The 17517-nt window shown below is 66.5% G+C and carries 10 protein-coding genes; 4 read left to right on the forward strand and 6 right to left on the reverse strand.

Going from position 1 to position 17517, the window contains the following annotated elements; translation table 11 throughout:
• Positions 1-6 precede the first annotated feature (6 nt).
• The 3 genes from AC1KVE_RS04740 to AC1KVE_RS04750 are packed head-to-tail and all read left to right on the forward strand — an operon-like array spanning position 7 to position 7729.
• Positions 7-1140 (forward strand): efflux RND transporter periplasmic adaptor subunit, encoded by a 1134-nt coding sequence (locus AC1KVE_RS04740; protein ID WP_024938697.1) that lies wholly within the window; start codon positions 7-9, stop codon positions 1138-1140.
• Positions 1137-4646, forward strand: coding sequence for an efflux RND transporter permease subunit (locus tag AC1KVE_RS04745; RefSeq protein WP_481091831.1), 3510 nt, complete (start codon positions 1137-1139; stop codon positions 4644-4646). Before AC1KVE_RS04740 ends, AC1KVE_RS04745 begins: the two co-directional genes overlap by 4 nt.
• The gene (locus AC1KVE_RS04750) at positions 4643-7729 is read left to right on the forward strand and encodes an efflux RND transporter permease subunit (RefSeq protein ID WP_104645779.1); all 3087 of its coding nucleotides are present in this window, start codon (positions 4643-4645) and stop codon (positions 7727-7729) included. The genes AC1KVE_RS04745 and AC1KVE_RS04750 overlap by 4 nt, the downstream gene beginning before the upstream one ends.
• 1412 nt (positions 7730-9141) lie before the next feature.
• On the opposite strand, the gene AC1KVE_RS04755 is transcribed toward AC1KVE_RS04750, so the two are convergent.
• The 5 genes from AC1KVE_RS04755 to zwf form a co-directional block, all read right to left on the reverse strand.
• The gene (locus tag AC1KVE_RS04755) at positions 9142-9801 is read right to left on the reverse strand and encodes a bifunctional 4-hydroxy-2-oxoglutarate aldolase/2-dehydro-3-deoxy-phosphogluconate aldolase (protein WP_104574688.1); all 660 of its coding nucleotides are present in this window, start codon (positions 9799-9801) and stop codon (positions 9142-9144) included.
• 52 nt (positions 9802-9853) lie between these two features.
• Positions 9854-11770 carry a phosphogluconate dehydratase gene (gene edd / locus AC1KVE_RS04760; RefSeq protein WP_024938694.1) on the reverse strand — a complete coding sequence of 639 codons (1917 nt, stop codon included), beginning with the start codon at positions 11768-11770 and terminating at the stop codon, positions 9854-9856.
• Between the two features lie 172 nt (positions 11771-11942).
• On the reverse strand, positions 11943-12662 hold the full coding sequence (gene pgl / locus AC1KVE_RS04765) for a 6-phosphogluconolactonase (RefSeq protein ID WP_102254232.1): 720 nt from the start codon (positions 12660-12662) through the stop codon (positions 11943-11945).
• Positions 12659-13666, reverse strand: a complete 1008-nt coding sequence (glk, locus tag AC1KVE_RS04770; RefSeq protein ID WP_016902597.1) for a glucokinase — start codon at positions 13664-13666, stop codon at positions 12659-12661. The genes pgl and glk overlap by 4 nt, the downstream gene beginning before the upstream one ends.
• Positions 13663-15093 (reverse strand): glucose-6-phosphate dehydrogenase, encoded by a 1431-nt coding sequence (zwf, locus tag AC1KVE_RS04775; protein WP_481091830.1) that lies wholly within the window; start codon positions 15091-15093, stop codon positions 13663-13665. The genes glk and zwf overlap by 4 nt, the downstream gene beginning before the upstream one ends.
• 420 nt (positions 15094-15513) lie before the next feature.
• On the opposite strand from zwf, the gene AC1KVE_RS04780 reads away from it, so the two are divergent.
• Positions 15514-16602, forward strand: a complete 1089-nt coding sequence (locus tag AC1KVE_RS04780; RefSeq protein ID WP_104626727.1) for an ABC transporter ATP-binding protein — start codon at positions 15514-15516, stop codon at positions 16600-16602.
• Here AC1KVE_RS04780 and ygfZ read toward each other — a convergent pair.
• Positions 16599-17489 carry a CAF17-like 4Fe-4S cluster assembly/insertion protein YgfZ gene (gene ygfZ / locus AC1KVE_RS04785; RefSeq protein WP_481091829.1) on the reverse strand — a complete coding sequence of 297 codons (891 nt, stop codon included), beginning with the start codon at positions 17487-17489 and terminating at the stop codon, positions 16599-16601. The genes AC1KVE_RS04780 and ygfZ overlap by 4 nt on opposite strands.
• Between the last annotated feature and the right edge of the window lie 28 nt (positions 17490-17517).

Consider the following 17517-nt stretch of genomic DNA (forward strand, 5'->3'; position numbering starts at 1 on the left):
ACGACGATGTCGCCACTCTCCTTCCTGCCCGGCCGCAGCGGAACCTGCGCCGCTGCATTGTTGATCACCACGAGCCTGTTGCTGGGCGGCTGCAAGGCGGGAGATGGCGAGGCCAAGGCCGCCGAGGAGAAGAAAACCGTCGATGCGGTGCCGGTGGAAATTGCCAAGGCCGCACGCCGTGCGGTGGCGGCCAGCTATACCGGCACCGCCGCCCTGGAGCCGCGTGCCGAAGCGCAGGTGGTGGCCAAGACCTCCGGCGTGGCATTGGCGGTGATGGTGGAAGAGGGCCAGAAGGTGTCCGCGGGTCAGGCCCTGGTTCGCCTGGATCCGGACCGTGCGCATCTGGCGGTGGCGCAAAGCGAAGCGCAGCTGCGCAAACTGGAGAACAGTTACCGCCGTGCCACCCAGTTGGTGGGGCAACAGCTGGTCAGTGCCGCCGATGTCGACCAGCTCAAGTTCGATGTCGAAAACAGCCGCGCGCAGCATCGCCTGGCATCGCTGGAGCTGTCCTACACCACGGTGCAGGCGCCGATTTCCGGGGTGATCGCCTCGCGCTCGATCAAGACCGGCAACTTCGTGCAGATCAATACGCCGATCTTCCGCATCGTCGACGATTCGCAGCTGGAGGCCACGCTCAACGTGCCCGAGCGCGAGCTGGCCACGCTCAAGTCCGGCCAGCCGGTGACCTTGCTGGCCGATGCCTTGCCCGGTCAGCAGTTCATCGGCAAGGTCGACCGCATTGCGCCGGTGGTGGATTCGGGCAGCGGCACTTTCCGGGTGATCTGTGCGTTCGGCCAGGGCGCCGAAGCGCTGCAGCCGGGCATGTTCGGGCGCATCCGCATCGACTACGACCAGCGCAAGGACGCGTTGGTGATCCCGCGCCTGGCGCTGCTGGACGATGGCGAGCCGGCGGTGTTCGTGGTGCGTAAGGGCAAGGCCAGCCGGGTGCCGGTGAAACTCGGTTATGCCGAAGGCCCGTGGCTGGAAGTGCGGCAAGGGCTGAAGGAAGGCGACCAGGTGGTGACCGCCGGCAAGGTGGCACTGCGTGATGGCACTGCGGTGCAGGTCATCGGCCAGCCCGACCGCAAGCCGGTTGCCGCTGCGGCACCGGCAGCCGGCAGCGACGGGAAACGCTCATGAGCGATCACGGCAACCCGCACGCACCCGTGCACGACCCGCATGCCCCCTTGCCCGGCGGCGGCGGTCTGGTGGCCTTCGCCACGCGGCGGCGGGTGACCATCGCGATGATCACCGTGACCATGCTGCTGTTCGGGCTGATCGCGTTGCGCAGTCTCAAGGTCAACCTGTTGCCGGACCTGAGCTACCCCACGCTGACCGTGCGCACCGAATACACCGGCGCGGCGCCGGCGGAAATCGAAACGCTGGTGACCGAGCCGGTGGAAGAAGCGGTCGGCGTGGTCAAGAACCTGCGCAAGCTCAAGTCGATCTCGCGCACCGGGCAGAGCGATGTGGTGCTGGAGTTCGCCTGGGGCACCAACATGGACCAGGCCAGCCTGGAGGTGCGCGACAAGATGGAAGCCCTGTCGCTGCCGCTGGAAACCAAGCCGCCGGTGCTGCTGCGCTTCAATCCATCCACCGAGCCGATCATGCGGCTGGCGCTGTCGCCCAAACAGGCGCCGGCCTCCGACAACGATGCGATCCGCCAGCTCACCGGGCTGCGTCGCTACGCCGATGAAGATCTGAAAAAGAAACTTGAACCGGTGGCCGGCGTGGCCGCGGTCAAGGTCGGCGGCGGGCTGGAAGACGAGATCCAGGTCGATATCGATCAGCAGAAATTGGCGCAGCTCAACCTGCCGATCGACAACGTGATCACCCGGCTCAAGGAGGAGAACGTCAATATCTCCGGCGGCCGGCTGGAGGAAGGCTCGCAGCGGTATCTGGTGCGCACGGTCAACCAGTTCGTGGATCTGGACGAGATCCGCAACATGCTGGTGACCACGCAAAGCAGCAGCGGCAGCGCCGCGGAAGCGGCGATGCAGCAGATGTATGCGATCGCCGCATCCACCGGGTCGCAGGCGGCGCTGGCCGCGGCGGCCGAAGTGCAGAGCACCTCGTCGGCGTCCAGCAGCAGCATCGCCGGCGGCATGCCGGTGCGATTGAAGGATGTGGCCGAGGTCCGCCAGGGCTACAAGGAACGCGAGGCGATCATCCGCCTGGGCGGCAAGGAAGCGGTGGAGCTGGCGATCTACAAGGAAGGCGATGCCAATACCGTGTCCACCGCCGCAGCGCTGCGCAAGCGGCTGGAGCAGTTGAAGGCGACCGTGCCCGGCGATGTGAAAATCACCACCATCGAGGACCAGTCGCACTTCATCGAGCACGCGATCAGCGACGTCAAGAAGGATGCGGTGATCGGCGGCGTGCTGGCGATCCTGATCATCTTCCTGTTCCTGCGCGATGGCTGGAGCACCTTCGTGATCAGCCTGTCGTTGCCGGTGTCGATCATCACCACGTTCTTCTTCATGGGCCAGTTGGGCCTGAGCCTCAACGTGATGTCGCTGGGCGGGCTGGCACTGGCCACCGGGCTGGTGGTGGACGATTCGATCGTGGTGCTGGAAAGCATCGCCAAGGCGCGCGAACGTGGCCTGAGCGTGCTGGATGCGGCAATCGCCGGCACCCGTGAAGTCAGCATGGCGGTGATGGCGTCCACATTGACCACGATCGCGGTGTTCCTGCCGCTGGTGTTCGTCGAGGGCATCGCCGGGCAGCTGTTCCGCGACCAGGCGCTGACCGTGGCGATCGCGATCGCGATCTCGCTGGTGGTGTCGATGACGCTGATTCCGATGCTGAGTTCGCTCAAGGGCACGCCGCCGATGGCGTTCCCGGACGAGCCGAGCCACCCGCAGTGGCAGCCGCAGCAGCGCTGGCTCAAGCCGGTGGCTGCCGGCCGGCGCGGGGCCGGCGCGAGCGTGCGCTACGCGTTCTTCGCGGTGGCGTGGGCGGTGGTCAAGCTGTGGCGCGGCATCGCACGGGTGGTATCGCCGGTGATGCGCAAGGCCAGCGACCTGGCGATGGCGCCGTATGGCCGCGCCGAGCGTGGTTATCTGGCGATGCTGCCGGCGGCATTGCGGCGGCCCGGCCTGGTGCTGGGACTGGCGGCCGCTGCGTTCATCGGCACCGTGTTGCTGGTGCCGATGCTGGGTGCGGATTTGATTCCGCAGCTGGCGCAGGACCGCTTTGAAATGACGGTGAAGCTGCCTTCCGGCACGCCGCTGGCGCAGACCGACGCCCTGGTGCGCGAGTTGCAGCTGGCGCACGACAAGGACCCGGGCATCGCCTCGTTGTATGGGGTGAGCGGCAGCGGTACGCGGCTGGACGCCAACCCCACCGAGAGCGGCGAGAACATCGGCAAGCTCACCGTGGTGATGGCCGGCGGCGGCAGCCCGGAAGTGGAAGCGGCGGCCACCAGGCGGCTGCGCAGCAGCATGGTCGGGCATCCCGGAGCGCAGGTGGATTTTGCGCGGCCGGCATTGTTCAGTTTTTCCACGCCGCTGGAAGTGGAGCTGCGCGGGCAGGATCTGGGCGAGCTGGAACGTGCCGGGCAGAAACTGGCGGCGATGCTGCGGGCCAATGGCCATTACGCCGACGTCAAGTCGACGGTGGAAGAGGGCTTCCCGGAAATCCAGATCCGTTTCGATCAGGAACGCGCCGCTGCGTTGGGGCTGACCACCCGCCAGATCGCCGATGTGATCGTCAAGAAGGTGCGCGGCGATGTGGCCACGCGCTACAGCTTTCGCGATCGCAAGATCGATGTGCTGGTGCGTGCGCAACACAGCGACCGCGCCAGTGTGGATGCGATCCGGCAGTTGATCGTCAACCCGGGCAGCAGCCGGCCGGTGCGTCTGGCGGCGGTGGCCGAGGTGGTGGCGACGACCGGGCCGAGCGAGATCCATCGCGCCGATCAGACCCGCGTGGCGATCGTCTCGGCCAGCCTGCATGACATGGATCTGGGCGGCGCGGTGCGCGAGGTCGAGTCGATGGTGCGCAACGATCCGCTGGCCGCCGGCGTGGGCATGCATATCGGCGGGCAGGGCGAGGAACTGGCGCAATCGGTGAAGTCGCTGTTGTTCGCCTTTGGTCTGGCGATCTTTCTGGTCTATCTGGTGATGGCCTCGCAGTTCGAATCGCTGCTGCATCCGTTCGTCATCCTGTTCACCATTCCGCTGGCAATGGTCGGCGCGGTGCTGGCCTTGCTGATGACCGGCAAGCCGGTGTCGGTGGTGGTGTTCATCGGCTTGATCCTGCTGGTGGGGCTGGTGACCAAGAACGCGATCATCCTGATCGACAAGGTCAACCAGCTGCGCGAGGAAGGCGTGCCCAAGCGCGAGGCCTTGATCGAAGGCGCGCGTTCGCGCTTGCGGCCGATCGTGATGACCACGCTGTGCACCTTGTTCGGCTTCCTGCCGTTGGCGGTGGCGATGGGCGAGGGCGCCGAGGTGCGCGCGCCGATGGCGATCACCGTGATCGGTGGGTTGCTGGTGTCCACGCTGCTGACCCTGCTGGTGATCCCGGTGGTGTACGACCTGCTGGACCGTCGCGCCGATGCGTACTACCTGGAGCGTGGCCGGCGCACGGCCGGCCAACGTGCGCAGGCGACCGGTAACTCCGACGGGCTGGAGGCGCTATGAGCGTTGCCGCCTTCAGCATCCGTCGGCCGGTCACCACCATCATGTGCTTCGTCTCGCTGGTGGTGGTGGGGCTGATTGCCGCGTTCCGGCTGCCGCTGGAGGCGCTGCCGGACATTTCCGCACCGTTCCTGTTCGTGCAACTGCCGTACACCGGGTCCACCCCGGACGAGGTGGAACGCAACCTGGTGCGGCCGGCCGAAGAGGCGCTGGCGACGATGACTGGCATCAAGCGCATGCGCTCGACCGCCACCGCCGACGGCGCCAACATCTTCATCGAGTTCTCCGACTGGGACCGCGACATCGCCATCGCCGCATCGGATGCGCGCGAGCGGCTGGATGCCATCCGCGACGATTTTCCGGAAGATCTGCAGCGCTTCCACATCTACAAATGGTCCAGCAGCGACGAGCCGGTGCTGAAAGTGCGCCTGGCCAGCCAGACCGATCTGACCGGCGCGTACGACATGCTCGACCGCGAGTTCAAGCGGCGCATCGAACGGATTCCCGGCGTGGCCAAGGTGGAGATCTCCGGCGCACCGCCGAACGAAGTGGAGATCGCCATCGCGCCGGACCGGCTCACCGCGCACGACCTCAGCCTCAATGACTTGAGCGAGCGCCTGGGCAAGCTCAATTTTTCGGTGTCGGCAGGGCAGATCGACGACAACGGCCAGCGCATTCGGGTACAGCCAATCGGCGAATTGCGCGACCTGCAGGAACTGCGCGACCTGGTGCTCAATGCCAAGGGGCTAAGGCTCGCCGATATCGCGCAGGTGCGGCTGAAGCCGACGCGGATGAATTACGGCCGCCGCCTGGATGGGCGCCCGGCGATCGGGCTGGATATCTACAAGGAGCGCAGCGCCAACCTGGTGGATGTGTCCAAGGCGGCGTTGAAGGAGGTCGAGGACATCCGCGCCGAACCTGCGATGCGCGATGTGCAGATCAAGGTGATCGACAACCAGGGCAAGGCGGTGACCTCGTCGCTGGCGGAACTGGCCGAAGCCGGCGCGGTGGGCCTGTTGTTGTCGATCACGGTGCTGTTCTTCTTCCTGCGCCACTGGCCATCGACGCTGATGGTGACGCTGGCGATTCCGATCTGCTTTGCGATCACGCTGGGCTTCATGTATTTCGTCGGCGTCACGCTCAACATCCTGACCATGATGGGCCTGCTGCTGGCGGTCGGCATGCTGGTCGACAACGCGGTGGTGGTGGTGGAAAGCATCTACCAGGAACGCGAGCGCATGCCCGGTCAACCGCAGCTGGCGGCCCTGCTCGGCACGCGCAGCGTGGCGATCGCGCTCAGCGCCGGCACCTTGTGCCATTGCATCGTGTTCGTGCCGAACCTGTTCGGCGAGACCAACAACATCAGCATCTTCATGGCGCAGATCGCGATCACCATTTCGGTCTCGCTGCTGGCCTCGTGGCTGGTGGCGATCAGCCTGATTCCGATGTTGTCGGCGCGCATGAAGACACCACCGATGGTGAGCTCCGAGCGCGGCGTGATTGCGCGGCTGCAGCGCCGTTATGCAAAGGTGCTGGCATGGACGCTGGCCCATCGCGGCTGGAGCGTGGCCGGCATCGTGTTGGTCAGTGCGATCAGCCTGGTGCCGATGAAGTTGACCAAGGTCGACATGTTCGGCGGCGATGGCGGCAACGAGGCTTTCATCCAGTATCAGTGGAAAGGCTCGTACACGCATGAGCAGATGGGTGAGGAAGTGGGGCGGGTCGAGCGTTACCTGCAAGCCAATCGCGACAAGTACCACATCACCCAGATCTATTCGTGGTTCAGCGAAGCGGAAGGCGGCAGCACCACCGTGACTTTCGACGCGGGCAAGGTCAAGGAGCTGCCGGCGTTGCTGGAACAGATCCGCAAGGCCTTGCCGCGCTCGGCACGTGCGGACTACAGCATCGGCAATCAGGGCGATGGCGGCAGCGGCAATCAAGGCGTGCAGGTGCAGTTGGTCGGCGATTCGACCCAGGCCTTGCAGGCCCTGGCCGACGATGTGATGCCGCTGCTGGCGCAGCGCAAGGAATTGCGCGATGTGCATGTGGACACCGGCGACCGCACCAGCGAGTTGGCGATCCGGGTCGACCGCGAGCGTGCGGCAGCCTTCGGGTTCAGTGCCGAGCAGGTGGCAAGTTTCGTCGGTCTGGCGTTGCGTGGCACGCCGTTGCGCGAGTTTCGCCGCGGCGACAACGAGGTACCGGTGTGGGTGCGCTTTGCCGGCGCCGAACAGAGCAAGCCGGAAGACCTGGCCAGCTTCACGGTGCGTACCAAGGATGGCCGCAGCGTGCCGTTGCTCAGTCTGGTCGATGTGCAGATTCGCCCGGCCGCCACCCAGATCGGCCGCACCAATCGCCAGACCACGCTGACCATCAAGGCCAATCTGGCCAGCAAGGTCACCGTGCCGGAAGCACGCGCGGCAATGGAAAAGCCGCTCAAGGCGATGAGTTTTCCCGCCGGCTACAGCTATACCTTCGACGGCGGCGATTACCAGGACGACGGCGAAGCGATGGGCCAGATGGTGTTCAACCTGGTGATCGCGCTGGTGATGATCTATGTGGTGATGGCGGCGGTATTCGAATCGCTGCTGTTTCCTGCGGCGATCATGAGCGGCGTGGTGTTTTCGATCTTCGGGGTGTTCTGGCTGTTCTGGATCACCGGCACCTCGTTCGGGATCATGTCCTTCATCGGCATCCTGGTGTTGATGGGCGTGGTGGTGAACAACGGCATCGTGATGATCGAGCACATCAACAACCTGCGCCGCCGCGGCATGGGCCGCACGCAGGCCTTGATCGAAGGCTCACGCGAGCGCTTGCGGCCGATCATGATGACGATGGGCACCGCCATCCTGGCGATGGTGCCGATCTCGCTGACCAGCACCACGATGTTCAGCGATGGCCCGCCGTACTTCCCGATGGCCCGCGCGATCGCCGGCGGACTGGCGTTCTCGACGGTGGTGAGCCTGCTGTTCCTGCCGACGATCTACGCAATTCTCGATGACATGAGCAACGGCGCAGCCGCGCTGGTACGACGTGCGCGCGGCGTGCCGAAGACGCCGCCGACAAGCGTTGCGCTGGAATCGTGAGCCGCCAACCCTGCTGAAGTTTTCCCGGCGTAAGGCATTCACCAGCGCACTGAGGCCCTGAGTGGCAAGGCGCAAAGGCCCTCTCCCGGTGGGGCGAGGCGGCACGGCTTGCGCGCCATGGGCGCGCGTTGGAGCGCCCGCGCCGCAAGCGTGGGCCGGGCGCGGGGCGCGGGGCGCGGGGTTGGGGTGAGAGGGTACGGGTTGTCTGGGTACTGCTCAGTACACGGCTGCCATTCGCTGGCTTCGGTGAGGGCGACAGCGCATCCGTGGACTGGCTCCTCGGCTCGGTCAGACATCCTGTCTGACTCGCCGCCGCGGCACATCCCTGTGCCGCTCTCCGCCAATCCCCGGCCACGCTGCCGCCTCGGCGAGTCGTTGCCATGACCTAGTCAAGCAAGCCGATTCGTCATTTTGTTTTCCAGCGACCTGCACGATTCTCGATGACACCAGCAGAGCCGGGATCTGTTGACGTGTCATGGTGTGGTGCGCCGAAGACGCCATCGCCACGTAGCGCTCGAGTTTTGAATTTTATTAGCCGCCTGAAGCCTCTCTCCCGCCGGGGCGAGGCGGCACGGCTTGCGCGCCATGGGCGCGCGTGCCTTGGAGCGCCCGCGCCGCAAGCGTGGGCCGGGCGCGGGGCGCGGGGTTGGGGTGAGAGGGTACGGGTTGTCTGGGTACTGCTCAGTACACGGCTGCCATTCGCTGGCTTCGGTGAGGGCGACAGCGCGTCCGCGGACTGGCTCCTCGGCTCGGTCAGACATCCTGTCTGACTCGCCGCCGCGGCACATCCCTGTGCCGCTCTCCGCCAATCCCCGGCCACGCTGCCGCTTCGGCGAGTCGTTTCCGCGACGTTGAGCGACGAAAAACGACAGCCGATTCAGTGGTCGATTTTGGTGCAAATCATCCGCCAAGGTCGCCGCACGTCTTCTGGACCTTCGACTTCGTAGCTCTCAGACACACCGCCCAGATGCCAACTACTCAGAAGTGCACGGTTTCCATCGCTCTCAATCCGCTGCCTTCAAGAAGGAGGCGAAGAGGCCTCTGCCCCAATAGCCGAGGCAACGATCGAAACCTAGGTCGAGCATGCCCTGCGGCAATTGTTGCTCTCCGTTCCGCCAACACAGGAACATTCGAGAGTGGTCCGCGGGCGCCGGGGCGGGACCTTACACGACAAGGCGCGTGTAAGAGCCCCCCATGGATAGGTTCACGGCGTGTCCTGCCCCGGCGCCCGCGGGCCGCTCGCACGCATGAAACACGTCGCCTGCCAGCAGCCTTTCCTCAACCAAAATCAAAGCGCCAGCAAATCGGGCTTTCCTCATTCAAAACCAAAGCGCCAACTGATCAGCTGTCCTCAGCTATCCAGCGTTCCCGCCAACCTGGGTTCCAAGCCGCTGGATACGCCTGCCAGAGAATCAGGCCGCACGCACCTGCCGCACGATCGCCGCCGCCTTGGCCGAGCTCTCCTTGACCTTGTCCCACTGGCCCTGCGCCAGCCAGTCCTTGGGCACCATCCACGAGCCGCCGATGCACAGCACGTTCGGCTGCGACAGGAACTCGGCCGCGTTGGCCTCGCTGATGCCGCCGGTGGGGCAGAGCTTGAGTTCGGACAGCGGGCCGGCCAGGCCCTTGAGCATCTGCAAGCCGCCCACGGCGGTGGCCGGGAACAGCTTGCACACGCGGAAGCCCAGGCCCATCAGGGTCAGCAGCTCGGTCGGCGTGGCCGCGCCGGGCACGGCGGGGATCGGCGCATCGGCGAGCAAGCGCGCCAGCGGCGCCGGCGTGCCGGGAGTGACTAGGAAGTCGGCACCGGCATCCACCGACTGACGCAGTTGCAGCTCGCTCAGCACGGTGCCGGCGCCGATCACGATGTTGGGCAGCTCGCGCTTGAGCATGGCCAGCGCTTCGATCGCGACCGGGGTGCGCAGGGTCAGTTCGATCGCGGGCAGGCCGCCTTCGAGCAGCGCATCGGCGACGCGGCGCGCCTGATCCAGCGTGTCCACGGTGACCACCGGCAGGATGCCGGCGTCGCGCAGCAGCTGTTCGGCGGTGTTCTGGGTCTGGGCAATCGTCATTGCAACTCCGTTAGACGGCGACCGCGAGGCGGTCGCGCAGAGGGAAGGGGAATCAGGCGTCCTTGGACTCGTGCGGTGCGGCGGCGGCCGCTGCATCGGCACCGAGTTCGTACTCGGCGTCGTAGCTCCACAGCGCGCCGTCCGGACGGGTCGGGCCGCAGGAAATCGAGATGGCGCCCTGGTCGGCCGGGCCAACCACCTGGCGGTTGATGGCGAACAGGTTGCGCCCCAGGTCGTTGCCCGCCACCGAGGTGTTGGGTGCGACCTCGCGCGATGCCCACTCTTCGGCCGAGACCAGCACTTCCAGCGTGCCGGCTTCACCGTCCAGGCGCACGATGTCGCCTTCGCGCACGCGCCCGATCGGACCGCCGCGTGCGGCTTCGGGCGTCATATGGATCGCCGCCGGGAACTTGCCCGACGCACCGGACAGACGGCCGTCGGTGACCAAGGCCACGCGCCGACCCTGGTTCTGCAGCAAACCCAGCAACGGCGCCATCGAATGCAGTTCCGGCATGCCGTTGGCACGCGGGCCCTGGTAACGCAGCACCACCACGAAATCGTGCGGCAGCACGCCGGCGGCATGCAGCTTGTTGAGCACCTGCGGCGTGTCGATCACCACTGCCGGCGCTTCGATCGTGCGGTGCTGCGGCTTGACTGCCGACAACTTGATCAGCGAGCGGCCCAGGTTGCCGCGCAGCAGGCGCAGGCCGCCCTGCGATTCGAATGCGGCGCTGACCGGCCGCGCCACGCTGTCGTCGGCGGTGGTCGCAGTGCCGGGCACGTAGACGACCTTTCCGTCCTGCAGGCGCGGCTCGTTTGCATAGGCGCGCATGCCGCCTTCGACCACGGTGGGCAGGTCGTCGTGCATCAGCCCGGCGTCCATCAGCTCGCGGAACACGAAGGCAGTGCCGCCCGCGGCCTGGAAGCGGTTCACGTCGGCTTCGCCGTTGGGGTAGATGCGGGTCAGCAGCGGCACGGTCTGCGAGATCAGATCCATGTCGTCCCAGGTCAGCACGATGCCGGCCGCACGCGCCACCGCAATCCAGTGGATGGTGTGATTGGTCGAACCACCGGTGGCCATCAGCGCGACCACGGCATTGACGATGGCACGCTCGTCGATCAGGCGACCGAACGGACGGAAGTCCTGGCCCAGCGCAGAAATTGCCAGCGCACGCGCGGTGCCCTCACGGGTCAGCGCATCGCGCAACTGCAGCTCCGGGTTGACGAACGAGGCACCGGGCAGCTGCACGCCCATCGCCTCGAGCAACACCTGGTTGGAGTTGGCGGTGCCGTAGAAGGTGCAGGTGCCGGGCGAGTGATACGAGGACGACTCGGCTTCCAGCAGTTCGGCGCGGGTGGCTTCGCCGGCGGCGTAGCGCTCGCGCACTTCGGCCTTCTGCTTGTTCGGAATGCCGGGCGTCATCGGGCCGGCCGGCATGAACAGCGCCGGCAGATGCCCGAACGCCAGCGCGCCGATCAGCAGGCCCGGCACGATCTTGTCGCACACGCCCAGGTACACCACGCTGTCGAACATGTCGTGGCTGAGGCCGATCGCCGCGGCCTGGGCGATGTTGTCGCGCGAGAACAGCGACAGCTCCATGCCGGCGCGGCCCTGGGTCACGCCGTCGCACATCGCCGGCACGCCGCCGGCCACCTGCGCGGTGGCACCGAGCGTACGCGCGGTGTCGCGGATCAGCTGCGGGTAATGCTCGAACGGCTGATGTGCCGACAGCATGTCGTTGTAGGCGGTGATGATGCCCAGGTTGGGCGTGGCCGCACCGCGCAGGCGCGACTTGTCGGTCGGCTCGGACGCGGCGAAACCATGCGCCAGGTTGCCGCAGCTCAAACGGCTACGGAACGGACCCTCGCGCAGGGCGGCATCAAGACCGGCCAGATACGCCGCGCGCGACGGCGCGCTGCGCTTGCGGATACGGTCGGTGACAGCTTGAATGTTCGGATGCAGGCTCATTGGCTACCGGCTATGAGAAACGGGGAAGGTAATCACGCTGTTCTTTTCGTAGATACCCGCACAAGGATGTGCGGGCTCTCGCGAAGGACTCGCACAAAATCGGTTGTTGCGAGGGACTCGCACGTTTGAATCCCCGCACAAGGATGTGCGGGCTGTTGCGAGGGACTCGCACCTAGGCACACCAATGAACCCGCAATTTCGGGCCCGGCGGCTGCAGCGCCACGCGGATCGGATACTCGCTGACATCGTCACCGGCCAATGCAGCCTGCAGCACGTCCAGCTTCTGCTTGCCGCGCAACAGCAGCAGGCGGGTCGGGATGGCGGCCAACCCGGCCGGTGTCAGCGTGATCCGCAGCGGCCACTGATTCGAGCCGGGGCAGCCGGTGGCATCCAGCGACGCATACGGTTGCGGGCTGGACAGCGCCTTGCTCAGGTCGGTCGAGCCCGGAAACAGCGAGGCGGTGTGTCCGTCGCCGCCCATGCCCAGCACCGCCAGGCACGCAGGCTCGGCGTGCCTGGCCTGCAGGTTCGCGGTGTGCACGCACTCGGGTAACTGCTTGCCCGGGCGCACCAGCGGGATGAAGGTCGCCGCCGGTGCATGAGTCAGAAAGCTGTGATTGACCAGCCAGGCGTTGCTGTCCTGATCCTGCGGCGAGAGCCAACGCTCATCGACCAGACCCACTTCCACCCGCGACCAGTCCAGCGGACGGTGAGCGAGCGATTCGTACACGGGCGCCGGGGTGGTGCCGCCGGACAGCAGCATGCGCGCCTGGCCGCGGCGCGAAATCTCCTGTTCCAGCAGGTCGGCCATCTCGCTGGCCACCGCCTCGGTCCATTCGGCGGGGTCTTCGTAGCGCACCAGTGTGATGCGCGGATTGTCCTGCAGGTTCATCGCTGCTCCCCTGGATGCTGACGCTGCGCATCCACCGCATAGGCGGCGGCGCCGAGCAGGCCGGCATGCGGATGCATGACCGCCAGCGACGGCACCCGCGACATGATCGCGGAGAAGCGTCCCTTGTGTTCGAAGCGCTGGCGGAAGCCGGAATGCTGCAGCGAATCCAGCACCTTGGGCACCAGCCCGCCGGTGAGGAACACGCCGTCCCAGGCGCCCTGCATCAACACCATATCGCCGGCGATCGCACCGAAGATGGCGCAGAACAGATCGATGGTGCGCGACGAGCGCGGGTCGCCCGCCGCCGCACGCGCAGTGATGTCCTTGGGCTGCAGCGGGCCCGGGTCGACCCCGGCGATCTCGCTGAGCGCGCGATGGATGTTGACCAGGCCCGGGCCGCAGATCAGGCGCTCGTTGGAGACCCGGCCGAACTGCTCGGAAAGGATCTCCAGGATGCGGATCTCCTCCGGCGTGCCGGGCGGAAAGCTGACGTGGCCACCTTCGGTTTCCAGCGGAAAGCAGCGCCCGTTGCGGATGATCAGCCCACCCACGCCCAGCCCGGTGCCCGGGCCGATCACGCCGTAGTTGCGCGGTTGATCGATCGGCGCCGGCCGCCAGCTGGCGCCGCCGACCTGCACCACGTCCTGCGGGCGCAGCAGGCTGATCGCCATGGCCTGCGCGGCGAAGTCGTTGATCAGGTGCAGGGTGCTGAAGCCCAGCATCGCCGCGGTACGCGAGCGCGAGATCACCCACGGATGGTTGGTGATGCGCGCCTCGTCGCCGTCCACGCGGCCGGCCACGGCGAACACGCCCTGGGTGGCCTGCACGCCGATCTGGTCGAGGTAATAGCGCGCGGCTTCGCCGAGCGAGCCGAAATCGACCACCGCAAATTCGCGCGAGGTGTCATCCAGCAGCGGCACCGAGGCGTCGACGTCGGCCAGCGCGAAGCGCGCATTGGTTCCGCCGATATCGGCAACCAGCACCGGCTTGGAAGGAGCGGTCATGCGGTGTGTCCCTGTGCGTCGGTGGCCGGGGGCAGGAAGGGCGCCGCGGCATCGGGGCCCCAGCTGCCGGCCGGGTAGGAATGCAGCGGCAGCTGCGCGTCTTTCCACGCATCGCTGACGCTGTCGATCCACGACCAGGCGGCCTTGACCTCGTCGTCGCGCACGAACAGCGCCGGGTTGCCGTTGAAGGCATCCACGAACAGGCGCTCGTAGGCGATGCGGCGGTGCAGGCCGGTCGGTACCGACAGTTCCAGTTCCAGCGGCTGCAGTTCGATCGCGCCCCATTCCGGGCCGGCCAGGCTACTCATCAGGCCGAGCTCGATGTTTTCCTGCGGCTGCAGTTGGAAGGTCAGGCGGTTGGGCACCGCGTTCTGCCGGTCCGGGCGCTCGAACAGCCAATGCGTCACCGGCTTGAGCGTGACCACGATGCGGGTGGAACGCTCGGCCAGGCGCTTGCCGGTGCACAGGTGGAACGGCACCCCGGCCCAGCGCCAGTTGTCGATATGCGCGGTCACCGCGACGAAGGTTTCCACGTCGCTGCCTTCCGGCGGGTGATAGGCCTGCGCCGGCTGGCCGTTGATGCTGCCGGCGGTGTAGCGGCCACGCACGCTGTCATGGGCGGCATACTCGGCGGTCATCGGGCGCAGGGCGCGCAGCACCTTGACCTTCTCATCGCGGATGCGATCGGCTTCCAGCGAGGCCGGCGGCTCCATCGCCACCAGGCACAACAACTGCAGGATGTGACTCTGCACCATGTCGCGCAGCGCGCCGGAGCGTGCGTAGTAGGCATCGCGCCCATCCACGCCTTCGCTCTCGGCCACCAGGATCTGCACCGATTCGATGTAGGTGCGGTTCCACACCGCTTCCAGCAACGTATTGCCGAAGCGCAGCGCAATCAGGTTCTGCACCGCCGCCTTGCCCAGGTAATGGTCCAGGCGGAACACGCGGTCTTCGTCGATCAGCGCGCCGATCGACTGCAGGATCTCGCGGGCGCTTTCCGAGTCGTGGCCGATCGGCTTTTCCAGCATCAGCCGGTGCGGCGCGGCCAGCGCACCGCCCAGGGCCAGGCCCTGGCAGGTGCTGATGTACAGGCCCGGCGGAATCGCCAGGTAGCTCACGCACTGGCGGCTGGCCAGCTCGCGTACGGCATTGGCCACCGACTCGGCATCGCGCAGATCCACCGAGCGATAGTCGACCCGCTGCAGCAGCGTTTCGATCTGCTCGGGCGTGGCGATCGGCAGCGCGGCGGCCAGGCGCGGGCGCAGGACCTCGCGGAATGCCTCGGTGTCGTGCGGCGACAATGCCAGCGCACGGATACGGAAGTCCTCCGGCAGCAGGCCATCGACGAACAATCGCAGCAGGGACGGGAAGAGATAGCGCTGGGCGAGATCGCCGGTGGCGCCGAACAGGATCAGGGTGTTGTGCATGGACCGAATTTCAGATTCTGGAGACATCGTGATCAGCAGCTGGTCGGAAAGGCGCCGGACAGCCGGCGGTCGGTATGTCTGTTCCTGAGCGACACTGGCGTGCGCGCAGCGGGGATGGACGCGTGCGCCCAATCCCCGATTGTTGCAGCAAGTGGCCGTCAGCGGTTAGCGCCGCGGCGGTAGACCTGCACATGCGTGGCCGAATGGCGGGCCTTGCACGGTAGGCTGCACCGCTTGAGGCAGCGGCTTGGGTCGGTGGCGGCATGGTCCCTCCCGAGATCGATGTTGCCATGTGAAAACGATTACATGTCAGAATAAACCAATGCATTCGTTTGCAGGAAATTTCCTTGCAGGCGCATGCGGCGTCACCGCCGTCGGGAGGGCCGAGGGCAGGGCGCACAACTTACGTTGAGGCCGAAGATGGCGAAAGTGCAGTTGGAAGGTGTCCGCAAGGTCTACGAGAACGGTCAGGTCGCGGTGCAGGGTGCGAGCTTCGAGGTCGCCGATGGCGAATTGATGGTGCTGGTCGGTCCGTCCGGCTGCGGCAAGTCGACCCTGTTGCGCATGATCGCCGGGCTCGAGGACATCAGCGCCGGCACGTTGAAGATCGGCGAGCGCGTGGTCAACGACGTGGCCCCCAAGGACCGCGACATCGCCATGGTGTTCCAGAGCTATGCGCTCTACCCGCACATGACCGTGGCCGAGAACCTGGCCTTCGGGCTCAAGCTGCGCGGCCACCCCAAGCAGGTCATCGCCGAGCGGGTCAACAACGCCGCCGAGCTGCTGGGGCTGACCCCGATGCTCGACAAGCTGCCCAAGGCGATGTCCGGCGGCCAGCGTCAGCGCGTGGCGCTGGGGCGGGCGATGGTGCGCGAGTCGTCGGTGTTCCTGCTCGACGAGCCGCTGTCCAATCTGGATGCCAAGCTGCGCCACAGCGTGCGCACCGAGATCGCGCAGCTGCACCGCAAGCTCGGCACCACGATGATCTACGTCACCCACGATCAGGTCGAGGCGATGACGCTGGGCCAGCGCATCGTGGTGCTCAAGGATGGGGTGATCCAGCAGATCGACAGCCCGATGGCGCTGTACGACCGCCCGGCCAATCTGTTCGTGGCCGGATTCCTCGGCAGCCCGGCGATGAACGTGCTGCAGGGGCGCCTGGATGAGCAGGACGGCCTGCATCTGGTCATGGCCGATGGCTGGCGCGTGCCGCTGGGTGCGGCGCGGGTCGAGCGCAGCTGGTTCGGTCGCGAGGTCATCGTCGGCGTGCGTCCGGAGCATCTGCAGCCGTCAAACGATGCCGCGCTGGGCTTTGACGCGCGTATCGATGTGATCGAGCCGGTCGGCAATGAGATCTTCCTCAACCTCGACCGTGGCGGCCAACCGCTGGTGATCCGGGTCGCGCCGCAGGTCCTGCCGGCGGTGGGGGAGCAGCTGCGGCTGGCGCTGCGCAGCGAGGCGCTGCACTTCTTCGACCCGGCCAGCGGCGAGCGTCTGGCGCTGGCCTAGCGCGCCAGCCCCTGCACGAACGCAAGCGGGCGGGCGGCATGTGCGCCCGCCTGCAGTACGGCGTCTGCCTCCAGGGTCAGCTCCAGCGGCAGCACCGCCAGCGCAAGATCGCCCGCCACGCTGACCAGCGTGCCGACGGTGGCATCGCCCAGCAGCACGGCCTGGCCCGCCTCGACCAGTGCATCGTTGCCAACGGCATCGACCTGCAACAGCTGCAGCGCACGCTTGGCCTTGCCCAGAAAATGCGTCCGCGCCACTATCTCCTGGCCCGGATAGCAGCCCTTTTTGACGCTGAAGGCCTGCAGGCGATCCAGCGCCAGCTGCTGCGGCGTCCACTGCTCACGTTGCACATCGGGCAGGCGCGCCAGCCCCAGTTGCAGGTCCGTACGGCGCCACTCGGCGTCCATGCGCGGTACTTCGATAGGCGTGGCCAATGCCTCATCGTTCGCCAGCAACATCAGCGTGCGCGGCAGGTCAGGGCTACCCAGGTCCAATTCAATACGCTGCGTTCCGATATCGGCCTGCGCGCCCTGGGCACGGGCGGGCGCGGCAAGGCTGCCAAACGCCAAAAGCGCCGCCACGCCGATCTTGAGCTTGCGTCGGAACACAAAACGGCCGAGTTGCGTTGCGATCTCGGCCGCATTGCCATCGGGCAACAGCATCAGCAGGTGGGTGTCGTCCTCACGCAGGAGTGCGAAGATGGCGATCACGCGCCCCTTTGCCGTCAACCACGCATTCCACTGCCACTGCCCGATCGCCAGCGCCTGTACGTCGTTGGCAAATTGCGCATGCGCGAACGCCACTGCATCCGTCCCGATCAAGCGGACGTATTGCATGTCGTGCAGGGAGCCAAAACCCTGTGGAATAAGATTCAGGTTGTCAGCCATGGAAGGGGAGGACTAAAATCGCAATGTT

Source organism: Xanthomonas sp. NCPPB 2864 (assembly GCF_056675615.1).

Bases quoted from the DNA above. Each gene is read 5' to 3' on its own strand.
- AC1KVE_RS04740 (WP_024938697.1), top strand. From the start codon at position 7: ATGTCGCCACTCTCCTTCCTGCCCGGCCGCAGCGGAACCTGCGCCGCT.
- AC1KVE_RS04745 (WP_481091831.1), top strand. From the start codon at position 1,137: ATGAGCGATCACGGCAACCCGCACGCACCCGTGCACGACCCGCATGCC.
- AC1KVE_RS04750 (WP_104645779.1), top strand. From the start codon at position 4,643: ATGAGCGTTGCCGCCTTCAGCATCCGTCGGCCGGTCACCACCATCATG.
- AC1KVE_RS04755 (WP_104574688.1), bottom strand. From the start codon at position 9,801: ATGACGATTGCCCAGACCCAGAACACCGCCGAACAGCTGCTGCGCGAC.
- edd (WP_024938694.1), bottom strand. From the start codon at position 11,770: ATGAGCCTGCATCCGAACATTCAAGCTGTCACCGACCGTATCCGCAAG.
- pgl (WP_102254232.1), bottom strand. From the start codon at position 12,662: ATGAACCTGCAGGACAATCCGCGCATCACACTGGTGCGCTACGAAGAC.
- glk (WP_016902597.1), bottom strand. From the start codon at position 13,666: ATGACCGCTCCTTCCAAGCCGGTGCTGGTTGCCGATATCGGCGGAACC.
- zwf (WP_481091830.1), bottom strand. From the start codon at position 15,093: ATGCACAACACCCTGATCCTGTTCGGCGCCACCGGCGATCTCGCCCAG.
- AC1KVE_RS04780 (WP_104626727.1), top strand. From the start codon at position 15,514: ATGGCGAAAGTGCAGTTGGAAGGTGTCCGCAAGGTCTACGAGAACGGT.
- ygfZ (WP_481091829.1), bottom strand. From the start codon at position 17,489: ATGGCTGACAACCTGAATCTTATTCCACAGGGTTTTGGCTCCCTGCAC.